Below are 18,416 nucleotides of genomic sequence, written 5' to 3' on the forward strand. Positions count from 1 at the left end.
TTCGCAAGGCACGCGGGGGCCCCGCGTTTCCCAGGAGGAAACGCGGGGCCCCGCGTTACCTCCCGGCCGGCGGGAATTCGTCCCCCGACCAGGTCGTTCGTACGGGTGTGCAGCTGACACACGTGACGGCGGCCGGCGGGGGGCGACTGGCCGTTCGTGAGGCAGGACCGCTCGACGCGCCGCCGGTGGTGCTGATCCACGGCTGGGCGCAGACGGGTGCCGTCTGGGACCTGCCCGGCTTCCGGACGTACGCCGTCGACCTGCGGGGACACGGCGAGTCCGACGACTTCGGCGACTACCGCGATTCCGCCCGGTGGGCCGCGGACCTCGACGCCGTGCTGGAGCACACCGGGCCCGCGACCGTCGTCGGCTGGTCCTACGGCGGGCTCGTCATCGCCGACCACCTGCGCTTCCACGGCACCGCGAAGATCAACGCGCTGGTGTTCGTGAGCGCGATCACCGAGATCGGCCGTGGTCGCCCTGGTGGCGAGACCGGACCTGTGATGCGCAAGGCGCTGCCCGGTGCCATCACCGACGACGAGGTGATGGCCGAGTTCTGCCGGTCCATGGCACCCGCGCTGCCCGCTGGGACGGTCGGCGAACTCACAGCCGCCGCGACCTCGGTGAGCCCTAAAGTGCGAGGTGAGCTGTTCCGCAGGGATGTGGGCAGCGCTGACGTGTTGACCGCCGTCGACGTGCCGACCCTGGTGGTGCACGGAACTCAAGACGAGGTGGTCGCCCCTGCCGCCGCCGAGTACTCCGCCGCCCTGATCCCCGGAGCCGAGTTGAGCCTGTACGCAGACACCGCGCACGCACCGTTCATGGAGCGGCCCGCGCGGTTCGCCGCCGACCTGTCGCGGGTGGTCCGATGAAGCGCGTCGCGGTGCTGTCGGTCCACACGTCGCCGCTGGAGCAGCCGGGCACGGGTGACGCGGGTGGGATGAACGTCTACATCGTGCAGACGGCCACGCGGATGGCCCAGCGCGGGGTCGAGGTGGAGATCTTCACCCGTGCCACGTCGTCCGAGCTGCCGCCCGTGGCCGAGCTGGCACCGGGCGTGCACGTCCGGCACGTCGCCGCCGGGCCGTTCGAGGGCCTGGGCAAGGAGGAGCTGCCCGGCCAGCTCTGCGCGTTCACCGCGGGTGTCCTGCGCGCGGAGGCACGGCACGAGCCCGGCTACTACGACGCGATCCACTCGCACTACTGGCTGTCCGGGCAGGTCGGCTGGCTCGCGCGGGAACGGTGGGGCGTGCCGCTCGTGCACACCGCGCACACGCTGGCCAAGGTCAAGAACCTGGCGCTGGCGGAGGGTGACACGCCGGAACCGCGGATGCGGGTGTTCGGTGAGGAGCAGGTGGTCAGCGAGTCGGACCGGCTGGTGGCCAACACCGACATCGAGGCCGGTGAGCTGATCAAGCTCTACGAGGCGGAACCGTCCAAGGTCGCCGTGGTGCCTCCCGGTGTCGACCTGGACAGGTTCACACCCGGCGACCGCGCAGCGGCCAGGCACCGGTTCGGGATCGCGCAGGACTCGGTCGTGCTGGCGTTCGTCGGCAGGATCCAGCCGCTGAAGGCACCGGACGTGCTGCTGCGCGCGGCCGCCGAGATGCTGGTCCGCGACCCCGGCCTGCGGCCGCGGCTGGTCGTGCTGGTCGTCGGCGGGCCGTCGGGCAGCGGCACGGAGCGGCCGAAGGCACTGGAGGAGCTGGCCGCGCAGCTCGGGATCACCGACGTCGTGCGGTTCCTGCCGCCACAGCCGGGACCGGCGCTGGCGGAGGTCTACCGGGCCGCCGACCTGGTGGCGGTGCCGAGCCACAACGAGTCGTTCGGGCTGGTCGCGCTGGAGGCCCAGGCGTGCGGGACGCCGGTGGTCGCGGCGGCCGTCGGCGGGCTGCCGGTGGCGGTCGACGACGGGGTGTCCGGGGTGCTCGTGCACGGGCACGAACCGGACGCGTGGGCCGCCGCGATCGGGTCGGTGGCGTTGCCGCGGCGGGAGCACCTGGCGAGCAACGCCGTGGGGCATGCGCGACGCTTCTCGTGGGACCGCACGACTGACGCCCTGCTGGCGGGGTACCAGGAAGCGGCAGAGGTGTTCCGCCGGGAGGTTTTCCGTTGAGCCTGGACAGCGTGATCAAGTCTTTTCTGGACGAGCGCGAGCTGAAGTACGACCGTCGCGAAGAGGGCAAGTTCTTCGTGACGTTGCCGGGGACCAAGAAGCTGCAGACCAACGTGTGGCTCGTCGAGACGACGCACGCGCTGCTGGTCGAGGCGTTCGTGTGCCGGCGCCCCGACCAGTCGTTCGAGGACGTCTACCGGTTCCTGCTGCGCCGCAACGCCAGGCTCTACGGGGTGCACTACACGATCGACGCCGAGGGTGACATCTACCTGGTCGGGCGGGTCGGGAAGCACGCCGTGACGCCCGACGAGCTGGACCGCGTGCTCGGTCAGGTGCTGGAGGCGGCCGACGGCGACTTCAACCCGCTGCTGGAGATCGGGTTCGCCGACGCGATCCGGCGGGAGTGGGCGTGGCGGGTGTCGCGCGGCGAGTCGCTCGCGAACCTGCAGGCCTTCCAACATCTCGTTTCGGACTAGGTGGCAACCCCCGGTCCTGCCCGGATCGTCCGATGGGCATGGGCAGACCAGTGCTGTGGGTGGGAGTCGTGTTGCTGGCCCTGGTTTCCGCGGGGTGCAGCAACAACAGTTCGGGTACGGCGAGCATGGATGCCGCCGCACCGCAGGCAGCGGACCAGAAGGTGGCGCCGCAGGACAAGCCGGACTCGGCGGGCGTGCAGCCGGTGCAGCAGCCGGAACGTCAGTTGGTGCGCACGGCCACCGTGGACCTGCGCAGTGACGACGTGCGCGCGGCCGTGTCGAAGATCAAGGACCGGGTCGTGGCCGCCGGCGGGTTCGCCGGGCAGGAGAACACCACGTCCACCTCCGGCTCGGTGACCCTGCGGGTGCCGGCGAGCGAGCTGGACCGGATCGTGGACGGCATCCCGGACATGAGGATCGGGGAGGTCACCCGGCGCGAGATGCACAGCGAGGACGTCACCGACCAGCTGGTCGACGTCGACGCCCGGATCGCGACGCAGAAGGCCAGCGTGGACCGGCTGCGGGCGCTGTTCGAGCGGGCCGGGACGACGTCCGAGATCGCGCAGGTCGAGGCCGAGCTGACCAAGCGGCAGAGCGAGCTGGAGTCGATGCAGCGGCGCAGCGAGTCGCTGAAGGGGAAAGTCGCGATGGCGACGCTGACGGTGCAGGTCAGCACCGTTCCGATCGAGGCACCGGCACCCGTGGACGCCGGGTTCGGGGCGGCGTTCCGCTCCGGCTGGGACGCCGTGGTCGCGGTGTTCAAGGTGATCACCGTGGTGGTGGGTGCGGTGTTGCCGTTCGTGCTGGTGCTCGCGCTGCCCGCCGCGGCGGTGATCTACGTCCTGCGTCGCCGGAAGCGTGTCACTCGAACGAACGAAGAAGCCTGATCAGCTTCTACTGAGAGTGATCCTTTTTGATGCGCGGAACGGCTCGGGAGAGAGGGGGAGTCGCATCGAGCCGTCCCGCGTCAAAGGTCCCCGCTGCAGTGGATCCGTGGACGGGGGGAGCCTCCGGATCTCAAGCGGGCCACGCGATCCGACGGGGGATGACGAACCGCGCAAAGGTGCCTCGCGCTCGTCGAGTAAGCGTGGGAGCCGACTCGCGGAGGCGGTATCAACTTCTCAGATACATCATTGCGTTCACAAGTGCTTGTATTACTCCATTCGAGTGTATTTAGACGCGCTAAGTAACGTATCTGTAGCGATCGAGCAGTCCTTGACCTGTTCAGTGGGCTGGCTCACGATGTGCCCAGAGGCTGGGTGTACAGCGAGTGAATGAGGTCGCCGCATGGTCTTTCGCAGTCCGTTTCCCGATGTCGAGATCCCTGATGTGTCGCTGCACCAGCTGTTGTTCGGCGACATCGCCGACCGGGCGGACCGCGTTGCGTTGATCGACGGCATGTCCGGAGCCACCCTCACGTACGGCCAGCTCGCCGGCGCGATCGACCGCCTGGCCGCCGCACTCGCCGCGCGCGGTATCGGCAAGGGTGACGTGGTCGGCATCCTCAGCCCCAACACGCCCTACTACGCCGTCGTCTTCCACGGCATCCTCCGCGCGGGCGCCACCGCCACCACCATCAACGCCCTCTACACGCCCGACGAGGTCGCGCACCAGCTGCACGACGCGGGCGCGAAGATGCTGTTCACGGTGTCCGTGCTGCTGCCGAACGCCGCACCCGGCGCTGCGAAGGCCGGCGTGACCGACGTCGTCGTGCTGGACCAGGCCGAGGGCTACCCGTCGTTGAGCGAACTGCTCGCCAACGACTTCGAGGTGCCGTCGGTCGAGATCAACCCGGCCGAGGACCTCGCCGTGCTGCCGTACTCGTCCGGCACGACCGCCCTGCCCAAGGGCGTGATGCTGACGCACCGCAACCTGGTCGCGAACCTCGTGCAGTGCGGCCCGATCCTGTCCGACGTCGGCCCGCACACCCGAATCCTCGCCGTGCTGCCGTTCTTCCACATCTACGGCATGCAGGTGCTGATGAACAACGGCCTGTACATCGGCGGTGTCGTCGTGACGCTGCCGAAGTTCGAGCTGCCCGAGTTCCTCCGCGTGATCGCCGAGTACAAGACCGACCGCGTCTACATCGCCCCACCGGTCGCCGTCGCCCTCGCCAAGCACCCGATCGTCGACAACTACGACCTGTCCGCGATGAAGATGCTCTTCTCCGGCGCCGCCCCGCTGGACGAGGACCTCGCCGACGCGGTGAAGAAGCGCATCGGCTGCAAGGTCGCGCAGGGCTACGGCATGACCGAGATGTCACCGGTCAGCCACGCCATCCCGGACAGCCGCGAGGACATCTCGATCGGCACCGTGGGCGTGATCATCCCGAACCTGGAGTGCCGCCTGGTCGACCCGGCCACCGGCGCCGACGTCGGCGTGGGCGAACGCGGCGAACTGTGGTGCAAGGGCCCGAACATCATGAAGGGCTACCTGAACAACCCGGAGGCCACCGCCGCCACCATCGACGACGACGGCTGGCTGCACACCGGCGACGTGGCCGTCATCGACGCCGACGGCATCGTCTCGATCGTCGACCGCGTCAAGGAACTGATCAAGTACAAGGGCTACCAGGTCCCACCGGCCGAGCTCGAAGCCGTGCTGCTCACCCACGACGAGATCGCCGACGCCGCGGTCATCGGCGTGCGCGACGCCGACGGCGAGGAGATCCCGAAGGCCTTCGTCGTGCTGCAGCCCGGCTCGTCCCTGGACGCCGACGCGGTGATGGAGTTCGTGGCCGCACACGTGGCGCCGCACAAGAAGGTCCGCGTGGTCGAGTTCATCGAGGCGATCCCGAAGTCGGCCTCGGGCAAGATCCTCCGCAAGGACCTGAGGGCCCGCGAACAGGTCTGAGCTGCGACTCGTGGAATGTTCCCGGCGTGATCGCCGGGAACATTCCACGTCGATGAGACAATCCTTGACGGTCTTGCCCTGGTCGCCGCCATCTCGTTGTGGTCGCTGAAGGCTGACGAGGAAGGGCGCAAGCACGCGCTGGAGCTCCTTCGCATGATCAAGGTCGACCTGCCCGGGCGGAGCCGCGCTCCGTGAGTCACCGCGTCCTCACCCATGCGTTCCAAGGTGTGGGTCGCGGTGCCCCGCCGGGGTACGGCTGGAGGCGCGGCATGGCAGGCTTGCTGCCATGTCTGTCGGAACCTTGGTGCTGCTCCGCCACGGCGAGAGCACGTGGAACGCGGAGAACCTGTTCACCGGATGGGTGGACGTTCCCCTGTCGGAGAAGGGCGAGCAGGAGGCGCGCCGCGGCGGCAAGCTGCTCAAAGAGGCCGGTCTGCTGCCGGAGATCCTGCACACCAGCCTCCTGCGCCGGGCGATCATGACCGCCAACCTGGCGCTCGACGCCGCCGACCGGCACTGGATCCCGGTCCGCCGCGACTGGCGTCTCAACGAGCGGCACTACGGCGCGTTGCAGGGCAAGAACAAGAAGCAGACGTTGGACACCTACGGCGAGGAGCAGTTCATGCTCTGGCGCCGGTCCTACGACACCCCGCCGCCGCCGATCGAGCCCGGCAGCGAGTTCAGCCAGGACGCCGATCCGCGCTACGCGGGCCTCGGTCCCGACCTGCCGCTGACCGAGTGCCTCAAGGACGTCGTCGCGCGCATGCTCCCGTACTGGGACGAGGCGATCGTGCCGGACCTGCGCACCGGCAAGACCGTTCTCGTGGCCGCGCACGGCAACTCGCTGCGCGCGCTCGTGAAGCACCTCGACGGCATCTCGGACGAGGCCATCGCGGGGCTGAACATCCCGACCGGCATCCCGCTGCGCTACGACCTCGACGAGGACCTGAAGCCGCTCAAGCCGGGTGGCGAATACCTCGACCCCGACGCGGCGAAAGACGCCATCGCGGCCGTTGCGAACCAGGGTCGTTAATACCTCACGCGGGGGCCTTTCGTACTTTCTGAGAGTACGGGAGGTCCCCGCGTGCATTTGAAGCATCACGATTGGGTGAACGGGGTCTGACCAGGGGCGGAACAACCGTCCACTGAGGTGTCGCGGGTGTCACGGTTCACGCTCACGTACTAGGCCAGGACACCGAAAAGATGCTTACCATTCGCCCGTGACCACAACGGGTTACCTCGCTGTGTCGATCGGCGTCGCGCTCATCGGCGTGATCGCCGGTTTCCTCATTGGCCGGCTCACCGCTCCCCGCAAACCGAAGGCCCCGGCGGGTCTGACGGTCGCGGACCTCATGCAGCGGATCGTCCAGGACTCCCACGACGGCATCGTGGTGCTGAACCACTTCGGCGACGTCGTGCTGCACAACCCCCGCGCGGAAGAGCTCGGGGTCGTCCGCAACAACCGCGTCGACGACCGCGCGCGCAAGGCCGCGGAGGCCGTCCGCAACAGCAACGAGATCGTCTACGTCGACCTCTCGCCGCCCGAGGGCACCAAGGGCCGGCAGCCCGCCGCGGTGCACGCCGAGGTCCGGCTGCTCACCGAGGGCTTCACGGTCGTGGACGCGAGCGACGAGTCGGAGGCCGTGCGGCTGGAGAAGACGCGCCGCGACTTCGTGGCCAACGTCAGCCACGAGCTCAAGACCCCGGTCGGCGCGCTGGCGCTGCTCGCGGAGGCCGTGCTGGACGCGAGCGACGACCAGGAGGAGGTCCGCCGCTTCAGCGCGAAGATCATGCAGGAGGCCACCCGCCTCGGCACGCTCGTCACCGAGCTGATCGCGCTCTCCCGCCTCCAGGGCGCGGAGAAGCTGCCGGAGCTGTCCGACACCGAGATCGACGTCGTGATCAACGAGGCGCTGTCGCGGTCCAAGCTCGCCGCCGAGTCGGTCAACATCTCGATCACCACCGACGAGCCGAGCGGCTTCGTCGTGCCGGGTGACCGGTCGTTGCTGGTCACGGCGCTGACGAACCTGCTGGACAACGCTGTCGCCTACTCGCCGCCCGGCAGTCCGGTGAGCGTGAGCCGCCGGCTGGTGGACGGGCACGTCGAGATCGCCGTGACCGACCGCGGCATCGGCATCGCCGAGGACCAGCAGCAGCGCGTCTTCGAGCGGTTCTACCGCGTGGACAAGGCCCGATCGCGCGCGACCGGAGGCACCGGTCTCGGGCTCGCGATCGTCAAGCACGTCGCCGCCAACCACGGTGGCGAGGTGAAGCTGTGGAGCCTGCCGGGAACGGGGTCCACCTTCACGCTGCGGCTGCCGGCCGCGACGACCGAACCCAACCCGACCCTCGTCCCCACCGGCGCGGGTGACACTGGAGGAGAGCTGTGACCAGGGTGCTCATCGTGGAGGACGAGGAGTCCTTCGCCGATCCGCTCGCCTTCCTGCTGCGCAAGGAGGGGTTCACCGCGGCGCTCGCGGCCACCGGCCAGGAGGCGCTGGAGGAGTTCGACCGCAACGGCGCCGACATCGTGCTGCTCGACCTCATGCTGCCCGGCATGAGCGGCACCGACGTCTGCAAGCAGCTGCGGCAGCGCTCCGCCGTGCCGGTGATCATGGTGACCGCGCGCGACAGCGAGATCGACAAGGTCGTGGGCCTGGAACTGGGCGCCGACGACTACGTCACCAAGCCCTACTCGGCCCGTGAGCTCATCGCCCGCATCCGCGCGGTGCTGCGCCGCGGCGGCGAGTCGGAGGACCTGCTGCCGCAGATCCTCGAGGCCGGTCCGGTGCGGATGGACGTGGAACGCCACGTCGTCACGGTCGGCGGTCAGGACATCAGCCTGCCGCTCAAGGAGTTCGACCTCCTCGAGTACCTGCTGCGCAACGTCGGCCGCGTGCTCACCCGCGGACAGCTGATCGACCGCGTGTGGGGCGCTGACTACGTCGGTGACACGAAGACGCTGGACGTGCACGTCAAGCGGCTGCGGTCGAAGATCGAACCGGACCCGTCGGCCCCGCGGCACCTGGTGACCGTGAGGGGTCTCGGTTACAAGTTCGAGTCCTGACGGACACGACCAGGTACCGTTTCCGGCGTGCGCCTGGGCGTTCTCGACGTGGGTTCCAACACCGTCCACCTTCTGGTGGTGGACGCGCATCGTGGTGCCCACCCGATTCCGACGACGTCCGAGAAGACGATCCTGCGCCTGGCCGAGCAGCTCGACGCCAAGGGCCAGCTCACCAAGGCCGGTGCTGACCAGCTGGTCCGCGCGGTGGCCGGCGCGAAGGCGTCGGCCCGCAAGTCCGGCTGCGAGGACCTGATGGCCTTCGCGACCTCGGCGGTGCGCGAGGCGGGCAACTCCGCCGAGGTGCTCGACCGCGTGCGCACCGAGACCGGCGTGGATCTTCAGGTCCTGTCCGGCGAGGACGAGGCGCGGTACACGTTCCTCGCCGTCCGCCGCTGGTACGGCTGGTCCGCGGGCAAGCTGCTGTGCCTCGACATCGGCGGCGGCTCGCTCGAGCTGGCGGTCGGTCGCGACGAGAACCCGGACATGGCGTTCTCCGTGCCGCTGGGTGCCGGCCGGTTGACGAGGACCCGCTTCAAGAAGGACCCGCCGCGGCGCTCGGAGGTCCGCGAGACCTCCGACTGGCTGGCCGAGCAGCTCGCACCCGTCGCGCGGAAGCTGAAACGCGCCGGCGAACCCGATCGGGTGGTTGCCACCTCGAAAACGTTCCGGACACTGGCGCGGCTCACCGGGGCCGCGCCATCGTCTGCCGGGCCCAGGGCACGCCGCGTGCTCACGGACGCGGGCCTGCGGCAGCTGATCGCGTTCATCTCCCGGATGTCGGCGCACGACCTGGCCGAGCTGGAAGGCGTGAGCACGTCGAGGGCGCACCAGCTGGTCGCGGGCGCCCTGGTCGCGGAGGCGACGATGCGAGCCCTGTCACTCACGCAGCTGGAGATTTGCCCCTGGGCGCTCCGGGAGGGTGTCATCCTTCGGCGGCTGGACCACACTGATGGGACGGACCAGAGCGATACTGGACGTACTGGCCAGCACGGGGCACGGTGGAGTTGATGAGTCGAGAGAGCGGATCGGACCAGACGCAGCGCACAGTCGCTGAGCTGCTCGCCCAGTACGGCGGCAGCCCAGAGGGTGCGCCACGTCGGCGACGCCGCCGCGCGGCCGATGACGAGGACGACGTCCAGCAGCCGGAGACCGCGCCCCAGACGATCATCGAGCGGGTCCTGTCCGACAGCGGCCGGTTGATGGCGATCCGCGACGACGACCAACCCCAGCCGGGGCGCCGCGCGGCTCCCGAACCTCCCGCGGCACCTCATGTCGCACCGCCGCCCGCAGCCGCCGAACGCACCGCCTACCAGCCGAAACCGCAGGTGCCGCCGCCACCCGTCGGGCCGCCGCAGGTGCGCAGACCGAACCCTCCGGCGGCACCGCCGCCCGCCGCGGCCGAGCAGACCCGGCAGGTGCCGCAGGTCCGCGACCAGCCGTCCCGACAGGACCTGCCGCGACCCGAGGCGCCCCCACGTCAGGACGTGCCTCGCCCGGAGGCACCTTCGCGGGCGGATCTGCCGCGGCCCGACGTGAGCTCGCGCCTGGACGCCGGCGCACCGCCCGCCCCGACGCGCACCAACATCACCCGGCCGCCCAAACCGCTGCCCCAGCCGGTGCCACCGTCGGTGCAGCTGCCGGCACCGGCGCCGAAACCCGGCATGCCTCCGCGCGAGGCGATGACCGAGCAGCTGCCGCGGATCCCGGCCAAGGCACCGGTGGACCAGATCGCCGCGCTCGAGACCGAGTCCGTGCTGATCGTGCCGCCGGCCCCGCCGAAGCTGCCGGAACCGCTGCCGAACAACCAGCCCGACGCCTGGTTCGGCGACGACGACGCCGCCGTCCAGACCGACCTGTCCATGGCGCCGATGGAGTCGACCGCGGCTCACCCCGGCCCGTACGTGGACGACGACGACTCGCAGGAGTACGCCGTCTACCGCCCCGAGGACGACGACTACCTCGCGGACGAGGACGAGGACGAGGGTCCCGCCGGTCTCGACGACGCCGACGAGGCGACGGAGGAACCGGACGAGGAACCGTCCCGGTCGCCGGCCAAGGAATGGCTGATCATGATCGGCCAGCTCGCCGTCGGCGTGCTCGGCGGCGCGGCCCTGTGGCTCGCCTTCAACTTCCTGTGGCGCTCCGCACCCGCGGCGGCACTCGTCGTGGCGCTTGCGGTTACCGTGGGTCTGGTGTTGCTGGTTCGCAAGATCCGCCGGGCGGACGACCTCCAGACCACTGTGCTGGCCGTGCTCGTCGGCCTCATCGTCACCGTCTCGCCAGCGGCGATGCTGCTGGTGAAGAGTTGACGGGCCGCATCCCGGTCGGGCTTTCCACGGCGTCGGTCTACCCGCAGCCCGCCGGAGCGGCGTTCGAGATCGCGTCCGAGCTGGGCTACGACGGCGTCGAGCTGATGGTGTGGGCCGATCCGGTGTCGCAGGACATCCGCGCCGTCGACCGGTTGTCGGGCAGGACGGGCATGCCGGTCCTCGCCGTGCACGCGCCCTGCCTGCTGATCTCGCAACGGGTGTGGTCGCCGGACCCGGTCGAACGCCTGCGCAAGGCGGTGCGCGCCGCACAGGACCTGGGCGCCCCGACCGTCGTGCTGCACCCGCCGTTCCGGTGGCAGCGCAAGTACGCGGACGGGTTCGCCGAGCTGGTGTCGTCGCTGGAGGACGAGAGCGGCATCGCGATCGCGGTGGAGAACATGTTCCCGGTCCGCCGCCCGCTGGGGCGCGGGCGTTCGGTGCAGATGACGGCGTTCAAGCCGTCGATCGACCCGACGGACGTGGGGCACCGCAACTACACGCTGGACCTGTCGCACTCGGCGGCCGCGCACATGGATGCGCTGGAGCTGGCGAAGCGGATGGGCGAGGGGCTGCGGCACATCCACCTCGCCGACGGGTCAGGTGCGCCGAAGGACGAGCACATGGTGCCCGGACGCGGCACGCAGCCGTGCGCCGAGCTGTGCGAGATGCTGGCGCGCGGCGGGTTCGACGGGCAGGTCGTGCTGGAGGTCAACACGCGGCGGGCCGGAACCGCGGCGGCACGGCGGGAGATGCTGGCCGAGGCGTTGCTGTTCGCCCGGTTGCACCTGGACTGGCCGACCGAAGGCGGTTCCGGCAAGGGGCGTTCGGCGCTGCCGCGCTGAGGTTGCGAGTCCGGCCACCGGTAAGTCGACTCGCGAGTTAGGGTTCGGGGTGTGAACCCGCTGCGAGCGTTGATCATGGCCGCGTCTCGCAACGAGACCGTCCGCCACCTCGTGGCCAACGCGCCCATCAGCCGTGACGTCGTGAAGCGCTTCGTCGCGGGCGAGACCACGGCAGACGCCGTCGAGGTGGTGCGCGGCCTCGGGCTGCCGGTGACGCTGGACTACCTCGGTGAGGACACCACCGACAAGCGTCAGGCCGAGAAGACCGTCCAGGCGTATCTGGAGCTGCTCGACGCGCTGCACGCCGCCGGGCTGGCCCAAAACGCAGAAGTGAGCGTCAAACTTTCGGCGGTCGGGCAGGCGCTCGACGAGTCGCTCGCCCTGACGAATGCCTCCCGGATCTGTGCCGCGGCCGAGCAGTGCCGCACGACCGTCACGCTCGACATGGAAGACCACACGACGACGGATTCCACGTTGCGGGTCCTGCACGAACTGCGGCGCACCTGGCCGTGGGTCGGCGCGGTGCTGCAGACCTACCTGCACCGGACGCTGGACGACTGCAAGCAGCTCACGGGCCCCGGCAGCAGGGTTCGGCTGGTCAAGGGCGCCTACGCGGAGCCGCCGGAGGTGGCGATCCAGGACCCGCACGAAGTCGATCTGAACTACGTGCGGTGCCTCAACGTGCTCCTCGCTGGAGAGGGGTATCCGATGTTCGCGACGCACGACCCGAGGCTGATCGAAATCATCGGCGAGCGGGCTCGCTGGTATGACAAAACCGACTTCGAGTACCAGATGTTGTACGGAATCCGGCCCGACGAGCAGCGGCGTCTCGGCGCTCGCGTTTATGTTCCCTATGGCGAGCAGTGGTACGGATATCTCATGCGGCGACTCGCGGAACGGCCTGCCAACGTGACCTTCTTCCTGCGTTCGCTGGCCAGCCGCTCATGACCTTCACCAAGTCCAGCGCCGTCCGGTCGCTCGGTGACGGAACCTTCACCGCGTCCCTGCCGGCCGAGTGGACCGTCGGCCCCAAGCCCCACGGCGGGTTCCTGCTCGCGGTGATGACCCGTGCGGCGGCCGAGGTCACCGACGCCGATCCGCTCGCCGTCTCCGCCCAGTTCCTGCGGGCACCCGAGGTCGGACCGGTCCTGATCCGGACCGACCTCCGCAAGGCGGGCCGGACCGCCACGGTCGTCGCCGTCCGGCTCGAGCAGCGCGGCCAGGTGTGCGTCGAGGCGTCGGTCACCACGGGACGGATTCCCGAGCACCGCGCCGACTACGCGAACCTGCCGTCGATGCCCGCCGCGCCGCCACCCGGTTCGGTGGAGCTCGCGACGTTCCCGAGCGGCGGCGTCTACAAGGTCGGCAGCCTGTGCGACCTGCGGGTGGACCGGGAGAGCGCGAGCTTCCTCGACCGGCGCACGGACGGACCGCTCACGCTGAAGCTGTGGGCGCGGCCGATCGACGAGCAGCCGGACCCGTACTTCGCGTTGCTCGCGGGCGACCTGTCGATGCCGGTGACGTTCAACCTCGGCCGCTTCGGCTGGTCGCCCACGGTGCAGCTGACCGCGTTGCTGCGCGCCAGGCCGGCGCCGGGGTGGCTGCGCCTGCACGTCACCTGCCAGGCGGTGCACGGGCAGTGGTTCGACGAGGACGCCACGGTGATCGACGCGACCGGTCGGCTGGTCTGTCAGGCGAGGCAGCTGGCGTTGACGCCCGCTGTCTGAGGGCACTGTGTGAGACTTGACCGATGACGAAGATCGCGGTGCTCGGCGCGGGCAAGATCGGTGAGGCGCTGCTGTCCGGGCTTGCGCAGGGTGGTCGCGCGGCCACCGATCTGATGTTCACCGAGAAGCACGAGGCCCGTGCGCGCGCGCTCACCGAGCAGTACGGGTTCGAGGCGGTCACGGTGGCAGGGGCGGCCGCGAAGGCCGACGTGCTGATCGTGGCGGTCAAGCCGCAGGACATCGAACCGTTGCTCACCGAGCTGAAGCTGGTGCTGCGCGCGGGCACTCTCATCGTCTCGTTGTGCGCGGGCCTGCCGACGACGCTGTTCGAGCGCAGGCTGCCGGAGGGTACGCCGGTCGTGCGGGTCATGCCGAACACGCCGATGGTCGTCGGTCAGGCCATGAGCGCGGTCTCCGGTGGCTCCAACGCCACGCCCGAGCACCTCAAGATCGTCGAGGAGCTCCTCTCGACCGTGGGCAAGGTCGCGGTCGTGCCGGAGTCGCAGCAGGACGCCGTGACGGCGTTGTCCGGCTCGGGTCCCGCGTACTTCTTCTTCCTGGTCGAGGCGATGATCGACGCGGGCATCCTGCTCGGCATCCCGCGCGACCTGGCGTCGACGTTGATCATCCAGTCGGCCGTGGGCGCCGCGACGATGCTGAACGAGGGCTCGTCGCACCCGGTCATCCTGCGCGAGGCCGTGACCTCACCGGCGGGAACGACGATCATGGCGATCCGCGAGCTGGAGAAGCACGGCGTCCGCGCCGCCCTCCTCGCGGCCATCGAGTCGGCCCGCGACCGCTCCGTCGAACTGGGCCGCCAGCACGAGGACTGAGTGCACGCGGGGAGCTTTCGTGCGCTCTGAGCGCACGCGGGGGCCCCGCGTGCCCTCCAGGGAAACGCGGGGGCCCCGCGTGCCGCCGAAGCAGCACTGGTTGGACGTCGCAGGAGTCACATCAGTCCCGCTACTCTCAGGAGAGCACGTGCGTGTCGAACCGTCGGTGGGGAAGACCGACGGCACGACACGTGTCGAAGGATGCGGTGATGTATGCCTGCGAAGGAGAACGAACGAACAGGTCTCGCTCAGGTGCAGTTCCTGACCGTGGCCGAAGTGGCCTCGATGATGCGGGTCTCGAAGATGACCGTGTACCGCCTGGTGCACTCCGGTGAGCTGCCCGCAGTGAGGGTCGGCAAGTCGTTCCGGGTGCCCGAGAAAGCGGTCCACGCCTACCTCGAGAACGCGTACTTCGACGCCGGCTGAAGGCTGCTGAAGACTGGCGAACCCCAGCGGGTAGACTGGTAGGCCGATCGTGCTTACCGGCGCGCCGTGCTTGACACGGCCAAGGCTGGGGCGCGCCAGTCAAAGCAACGTCTAGAGCTAAGGATCCCGCATGGGCTCGGTCATCAAGAAGCGCCGCAAGCGCATGTCGAAGAAGAAGCACCGCAAGCTGCTGCGCAAGACCCGTGTCCAGCGCAGGAAGCGCGGCAAGTAAGCCCGTGCGTGCTCTTACCGCCGCCGGTCCCCTCGCGGGTCCGGCGGCGGTTGCGTTCGCGGGATCGCCCGAGTGGCCGCACCCAGGTGCTTGCGCACACACGGAATATCACGTTGTGAGATGAGCGGCGGGAAACACGGGAACGGTGGCCGCCGATCGGGTGATTAGCCGGTAAAGCCTGCGTGACCTGCGTCAAGGGGGCGTTCCGGCCCCCTCCGGTTTCAGATCTGGCTTGTAGCATCGACCAATCGCAACGCCCTTCTGCTTGGAGTCGCATGACGCCCAAGGTCGTCCTCGTCACCGGAGTCAGCCGCTTCCTCGGCGGCCATCTCGCCGCGCGGTTCGCCGCCAACCCGGACATCGAGCGCGTGCTCGGCGTGGACACCGAGCCGCCGCCACGTGATCTCCTGCGCCGGATGGGCCGGGCGGAGTTCGTGCGGGCCGACATCCGCAACCCGCTGATCAGCAAGGTCATCTCCACCGCGAACGTGGACACGGTCGTGCACGCGTCCGTCACCGCCAACCCGGCCGGGCCCACCGGTCGCACGGCGATGAAGGAGATGAACGTCATCGGCACCATGCAGCTGCTGGCCGCGTGCCAGAAGTCGCCCAAGGTGCAGAAGCTCGTCGTGAAGTCCACCAGCGCCGTGTACGGGTCCAGCAGCCGCGATCCCGCGGTGTTCACCGAGGACATGGGTCCCAAGGACCTGCCGTCGTCCGGGTACGCCAAGGACGCGGTCGAGGTCGAGGGCTACGTGCGCGGGTTCGGCCGCCGCCGGCCGGACGTGAACGTCACCACTCTTCGCTTCACGAACTTCATCGGGCCGCGCATCGACACGGTGCTGACCCGCTACTTCGCCCTCCCGGTCGTGCCCACCGTCCTGGGCTACGACGCTCGTGTGCAGCTGCTGCACTCCGAGGACGCCCTCGCTGTCCTCGAACGCGCGACGCTGCACGACCTGCCCGGTGTGTTCAACGTGGGCGGCGACGGCGTGCTGCTGCTGTCGCAGGCCATCCGGCGGGCGGGCAGGCTGAACCTGCCGGTGCCCAGCATGGCCGTGCCCACCGTCGGCGGCTTCTTCCGGAGCGCCCGGCTCGTCGACTTCTCGCCGGACCAGATGAGGTTCCTCAACTGGGGGCGGGTGGTCGACACCACCCTGCTGAAGAAGGAGTTCGGGTTCACGCCGCGGTGGACCACCCAGCAGGCGTTCGACGACTACGTGAGCGGACGAGGCCTGAAGCCGCTCATCGACCCGGAGACGATTGCCGCCGCGGAACGGGGAATCCTCGACGTGGCCGCTCGTTTCCGCTGAATCTTTGCCTGAGGAGATGAACGCAGTGGCAGGAGCACGCGTTATCCCGCTGCACGACCCGGAGCGCGACGCAGCGCGCAGATCACGCCACGTCGAGGTGGTCCCCGAGCCCGCGCAGCAGCAGTCCGAGACACCGGACTGGGAGCGCAGGCTGGCCGACCTGCTGTCGTTCGCGCGCAGGCGGATCGCGGGCGACTACCAGATCGACGAGTTCGGCTTCGACCGCGACCTCACCGAGAACGTGCTGATGCCGCCGCTGAAGCCGTTGTACGAGAAGTGGTTCCGGGTCGAGACGATCGGGATGTCCAACATCCCCACGGCCGGTGGCGCGCTGATCGTGGCGAACCACTCCGGCACGTTGCCGCTCGACGCGCTGATGACGTCCTACGGCATCGCGTCCGAGCACCCGGCGGGACGGCACATGCGCATGCTGGGCGCCGATCTGGTGTTCCGCACGCCGTTGCTCGGCGCGCTGGCCCGCAAGTCCGGCCAGACGCTCGCCTGCAACCCGGACGCCGAGCGGCTGCTGTCGTCCGGTGAGCTCGTCGGCGTGTGGCCGGAGGGCTTCAAGGGCATCGGCAAGCCGTTCAAGGACCGCTACAAGCTGCAGCGCTTCGGCCGCGGTGGTTTCGTGGCGGCGGCGCTGAAGACCGGCACGCCGATCATCCCGTGCTCGATCGTCGGGGCCGAGGAGATCTACCCGATGATCGGCGACATCAAGGCGCTGGCGCGGCTGTTCGGCTTCCCGTACTTCCCGGTGACGCCGTTCTTCCCGTTGCTCGGGCCGCTCGGCGCCATCCCGTTGCCGTCGAAGTGGTACATCGAGTTCGGCGAGCCGATCCGCACCGACGTGTTCGGCGAGAACGCGGCCGACGACCCGATGCTGGTCTTCAACCTCACCGACCAGGTGCGCGAGACGATCCAGCAGACCCTGTACCGGCTTCTGACGCAGCGCCGGAACGTGTTCCTGGGCTGATCAGCGCCTGCACCTCGGCGTAGCTGAGCGCTGCTGAGGTGCCACCGTCGCGCACTGCTCTCGCGGTCGCGACGGTGTGCTGGAGCGCGGCCCTGAACAGCAACGACCCGGTGCTGATCCGCTTCACGCCGAGGTTGCCGAGTTCTCGGGGTGTGCGCTGCTGGGCGAGCACGTTCAACGGCGCCAGGTGCGCGAGCTTCTCGATGTCGCGCGGCTCGGTCAGGCCGGGCACGAAGATCCCGTCCGCGCCGGCGTCGACGTACCTCCTGGCGCGCTCCGCGGTCTCCTCGACGGCGATGCCGTGCCAGTGGGTGTCGATGCGGGCGTTCAGGAAGACGCCGGGTGCGCGCTCTTTGACCCTGCTGATGATGCGGGCCTGCTCCTCCGGTGCGGCGAGGCCGTGCGGGCGACCGTCCTCCAGGTTCACACCTGCCGCGTCGAGGCTCGCGACCAGTTCGGCGGGGTCCTGACCGAACCCCGACTCCAGGTCGACGGTGACCGGGCAGGGCAGGTCCTTGAGGAGTGCCGCCAGCGCGATCGCCTGCTGTCCGGCGAGCGCCATGCCGTCGGGGAGGCCGTGTGCGGCCGCGACACCGAGGCTCGTCGTGCCGATCGCCAGGAAGCCCGCCGCGTGCAGGGCGGCTGCGGACGCGTAGTCCCACGCGTTGGGGAGGACCAGCGGCTCGTCCTGGTGGTGCATGGCGGTGAACGCCATGTTCTTGGCGATCTTGGTGGCCGGCGCTCGACCGGGACAGGCGTGCGGCCCGTGCCCGAACGGGTGTCCTTCGAGGCCGACCTCGATCACGCCGCCCTCAGCGGCCCTGCGCGTGATCGGAACCGGCGGGGTGGGGTTCCCGGTGCGGAGGTGCTCCGCGAGCGCGTGCGTGGCCGCCCAGGCCTGCACGAGCAGTCCGATCCGTGCCGCGGCCTCCTCTCCGTGGTCGCCCGCGAGGCGTTCCACGGCGGCGTCGGCTTCCGCGGTGACGGGCTCGTGCGGGTGGTACGTGATCTTCGCGATGTCCGGGAGCGAGCCCGGCAGGCCGAGCTGGGTCGCGAGCTCGTCGAGCGTGGTGGCGTTGACACCGTCGAGCAGCTTCTCCGTGAGCGCGCGCCTGCGGACGTGCTCGGCGCCGTTGCTGAAGCGGACGACGTTCGCGCGCAACCAGGCCACGCCTCGATCACCCGCGGGCACGGACGGGACGGGCAGGCTCAGCAGCTCCTCGGTCATGGAGCCGACGCTAGGGCG

At 69.7% G+C, this 18,416-nt stretch carries 19 protein-coding genes; 18 read left to right on the plus strand and 1 reads right to left on the minus strand.

Annotated elements, in window-relative coordinates; genetic code table 11:
- Positions 1–107: 107 nt before the first annotated feature.
- From ABZV40_RS15625 to ABZV40_RS15710, 18 genes are all read left to right on the plus strand, one after another.
- Positions 108–872, plus strand: coding sequence for an alpha/beta hydrolase (locus tag ABZV40_RS15625; RefSeq protein WP_355440855.1), 765 nt, complete (start codon positions 108–110; stop codon positions 870–872).
- The gene (mshA, locus tag ABZV40_RS15630) at positions 869–2,116 is read left to right on the plus strand and encodes a D-inositol-3-phosphate glycosyltransferase (RefSeq protein WP_355440858.1); all 1,248 of its coding nucleotides are present in this window, start codon (positions 869–871) and stop codon (positions 2,114–2,116) included. Before ABZV40_RS15625 ends, mshA begins: the two co-directional genes overlap by 4 nt.
- Positions 2,113–2,592, plus strand: coding sequence for a YbjN domain-containing protein (locus ABZV40_RS15635; protein ID WP_355440861.1), 480 nt, complete (start codon positions 2,113–2,115; stop codon positions 2,590–2,592). The genes mshA and ABZV40_RS15635 overlap by 4 nt, the downstream gene beginning before the upstream one ends.
- Before the next feature lie 38 nt (positions 2,593–2,630).
- Positions 2,631–3,479, plus strand: coding sequence for a DUF4349 domain-containing protein (locus ABZV40_RS15640; protein ID WP_355440864.1), 849 nt, complete (start codon positions 2,631–2,633; stop codon positions 3,477–3,479).
- Positions 3,480–3,879: 400 nt separating this feature from the next.
- A complete protein-coding gene (locus ABZV40_RS15645) occupies positions 3,880–5,445 on the plus strand; it encodes an AMP-binding protein (RefSeq protein ID WP_355440867.1) in 1,566 nt (521 codons plus the stop codon).
- Positions 5,446–5,731: 286 nt separating this feature from the next.
- Entirely contained in the window at positions 5,732–6,478 is a 747-nt protein-coding gene (locus ABZV40_RS15650; RefSeq protein WP_355440870.1) for a phosphoglyceromutase, read from the plus strand.
- A gap of 187 nt (positions 6,479–6,665) precedes the next feature.
- On the plus strand, positions 6,666–7,835 hold the full coding sequence (locus ABZV40_RS15655) for an ATP-binding protein (RefSeq protein ID WP_355440873.1): 1,170 nt from the start codon (positions 6,666–6,668) through the stop codon (positions 7,833–7,835).
- Complete coding sequence (locus ABZV40_RS15660; protein WP_053737067.1) at positions 7,832–8,512, plus strand: response regulator transcription factor; 681 nt, start codon at positions 7,832–7,834, stop codon at positions 8,510–8,512. Before ABZV40_RS15655 ends, ABZV40_RS15660 begins: the two co-directional genes overlap by 4 nt.
- Positions 8,513–8,539: 27 nt before the next feature.
- Complete coding sequence (locus ABZV40_RS15665) at positions 8,540–9,520, plus strand: Ppx/GppA phosphatase family protein (RefSeq protein WP_355440876.1); 981 nt, start codon at positions 8,540–8,542, stop codon at positions 9,518–9,520.
- Positions 9,520–10,821, plus strand: coding sequence for a hypothetical protein (locus ABZV40_RS15670; protein WP_355440878.1), 1,302 nt, complete (start codon positions 9,520–9,522; stop codon positions 10,819–10,821). Before ABZV40_RS15665 ends, ABZV40_RS15670 begins: the two co-directional genes overlap by 1 nt.
- Positions 10,818–11,663, plus strand: a complete 846-nt coding sequence (locus ABZV40_RS15675) for a sugar phosphate isomerase/epimerase family protein (RefSeq protein ID WP_355440881.1) — start codon at positions 10,818–10,820, stop codon at positions 11,661–11,663. Before ABZV40_RS15670 ends, ABZV40_RS15675 begins: the two co-directional genes overlap by 4 nt.
- Positions 11,664–11,714: 51 nt before the next feature.
- Positions 11,715–12,611: a proline dehydrogenase family protein gene (locus ABZV40_RS15680; RefSeq protein ID WP_355440884.1), complete on the plus strand. Its 897-nt coding sequence runs from the start codon at positions 11,715–11,717 to the stop codon at positions 12,609–12,611.
- Positions 12,608–13,390 (plus strand): thioesterase family protein, encoded by a 783-nt coding sequence (locus ABZV40_RS15685; protein WP_355440887.1) that lies wholly within the window; start codon positions 12,608–12,610, stop codon positions 13,388–13,390. Before ABZV40_RS15680 ends, ABZV40_RS15685 begins: the two co-directional genes overlap by 4 nt.
- A 23-nt stretch (positions 13,391–13,413) precedes the next feature.
- Entirely contained in the window at positions 13,414–14,223 is an 810-nt protein-coding gene (gene proC, locus ABZV40_RS15690) for a pyrroline-5-carboxylate reductase (RefSeq protein WP_355440890.1), read from the plus strand.
- A gap of 213 nt (positions 14,224–14,436) precedes the next feature.
- Positions 14,437–14,649, plus strand: a complete 213-nt coding sequence (locus ABZV40_RS15695) for a helix-turn-helix domain-containing protein (protein ID WP_030477960.1) — start codon at positions 14,437–14,439, stop codon at positions 14,647–14,649.
- Positions 14,650–14,779: 130 nt separating this feature from the next.
- Positions 14,780–14,881 (plus strand): AURKAIP1/COX24 domain-containing protein, encoded by a 102-nt coding sequence (locus ABZV40_RS15700; RefSeq protein WP_015105422.1) that lies wholly within the window; start codon positions 14,780–14,782, stop codon positions 14,879–14,881.
- 275 nt (positions 14,882–15,156) lie between these two features.
- A complete protein-coding gene (locus tag ABZV40_RS15705; RefSeq protein ID WP_355440893.1) occupies positions 15,157–16,194 on the plus strand; it encodes an NAD-dependent epimerase/dehydratase family protein in 1,038 nt (345 codons plus the stop codon).
- Positions 16,195–16,210: 16 nt separating this feature from the next.
- Positions 16,211–17,170, plus strand: a complete 960-nt coding sequence (locus tag ABZV40_RS15710) for a lysophospholipid acyltransferase family protein (RefSeq protein ID WP_355440895.1) — start codon at positions 16,211–16,213, stop codon at positions 17,168–17,170.
- On the opposite strand, the gene ABZV40_RS15715 is transcribed toward ABZV40_RS15710, so the two are convergent.
- Entirely contained in the window at positions 17,091–18,398 is a 1,308-nt protein-coding gene (locus tag ABZV40_RS15715) for an isocitrate lyase/phosphoenolpyruvate mutase family protein (RefSeq protein WP_355440898.1), read from the minus strand. The genes ABZV40_RS15710 and ABZV40_RS15715 overlap by 80 nt on opposite strands.
- Positions 18,399–18,416: the final 18 nt, after the last annotated feature.

This window comes from Lentzea sp. NPDC004782, assembly GCF_040609115.1.
Classification (GTDB): Bacteria; Actinomycetota; Actinomycetes; order Mycobacteriales; family Pseudonocardiaceae; genus Lentzea.

Coding starts and splice junctions, on each gene's coding strand:
- ABZV40_RS15650 (WP_355440870.1), top strand. CDS start 5,732: ATGTCTGTCGGAACCTTGGTGCTGCTCCGCCACGGCGAGAGCACGTGG.
- ABZV40_RS15710 (WP_355440895.1), top strand. CDS start 16,211: ATGAACGCAGTGGCAGGAGCACGCGTTATCCCGCTGCACGACCCGGAG.
- ABZV40_RS15715 (WP_355440898.1), bottom strand. CDS start 18,398: ATGACCGAGGAGCTGCTGAGCCTGCCCGTCCCGTCCGTGCCCGCGGGT.
- ABZV40_RS15705 (WP_355440893.1), top strand. CDS start 15,157: ATGACGCCCAAGGTCGTCCTCGTCACCGGAGTCAGCCGCTTCCTCGGC.
- ABZV40_RS15695 (WP_030477960.1), top strand. CDS start 14,437: ATGCCTGCGAAGGAGAACGAACGAACAGGTCTCGCTCAGGTGCAGTTC.
- ABZV40_RS15640 (WP_355440864.1), top strand. CDS start 2,631: ATGGGCAGACCAGTGCTGTGGGTGGGAGTCGTGTTGCTGGCCCTGGTT.
- proC (WP_355440890.1), top strand. CDS start 13,414: ATGACGAAGATCGCGGTGCTCGGCGCGGGCAAGATCGGTGAGGCGCTG.
- mshA (WP_355440858.1), top strand. CDS start 869: ATGAAGCGCGTCGCGGTGCTGTCGGTCCACACGTCGCCGCTGGAGCAG.
- ABZV40_RS15645 (WP_355440867.1), top strand. CDS start 3,880: ATGGTCTTTCGCAGTCCGTTTCCCGATGTCGAGATCCCTGATGTGTCG.
- ABZV40_RS15700 (WP_015105422.1), top strand. CDS start 14,780: ATGGGCTCGGTCATCAAGAAGCGCCGCAAGCGCATGTCGAAGAAGAAG.
- ABZV40_RS15670 (WP_355440878.1), top strand. CDS start 9,520: ATGAGTCGAGAGAGCGGATCGGACCAGACGCAGCGCACAGTCGCTGAG.
- ABZV40_RS15685 (WP_355440887.1), top strand. CDS start 12,608: ATGACCTTCACCAAGTCCAGCGCCGTCCGGTCGCTCGGTGACGGAACC.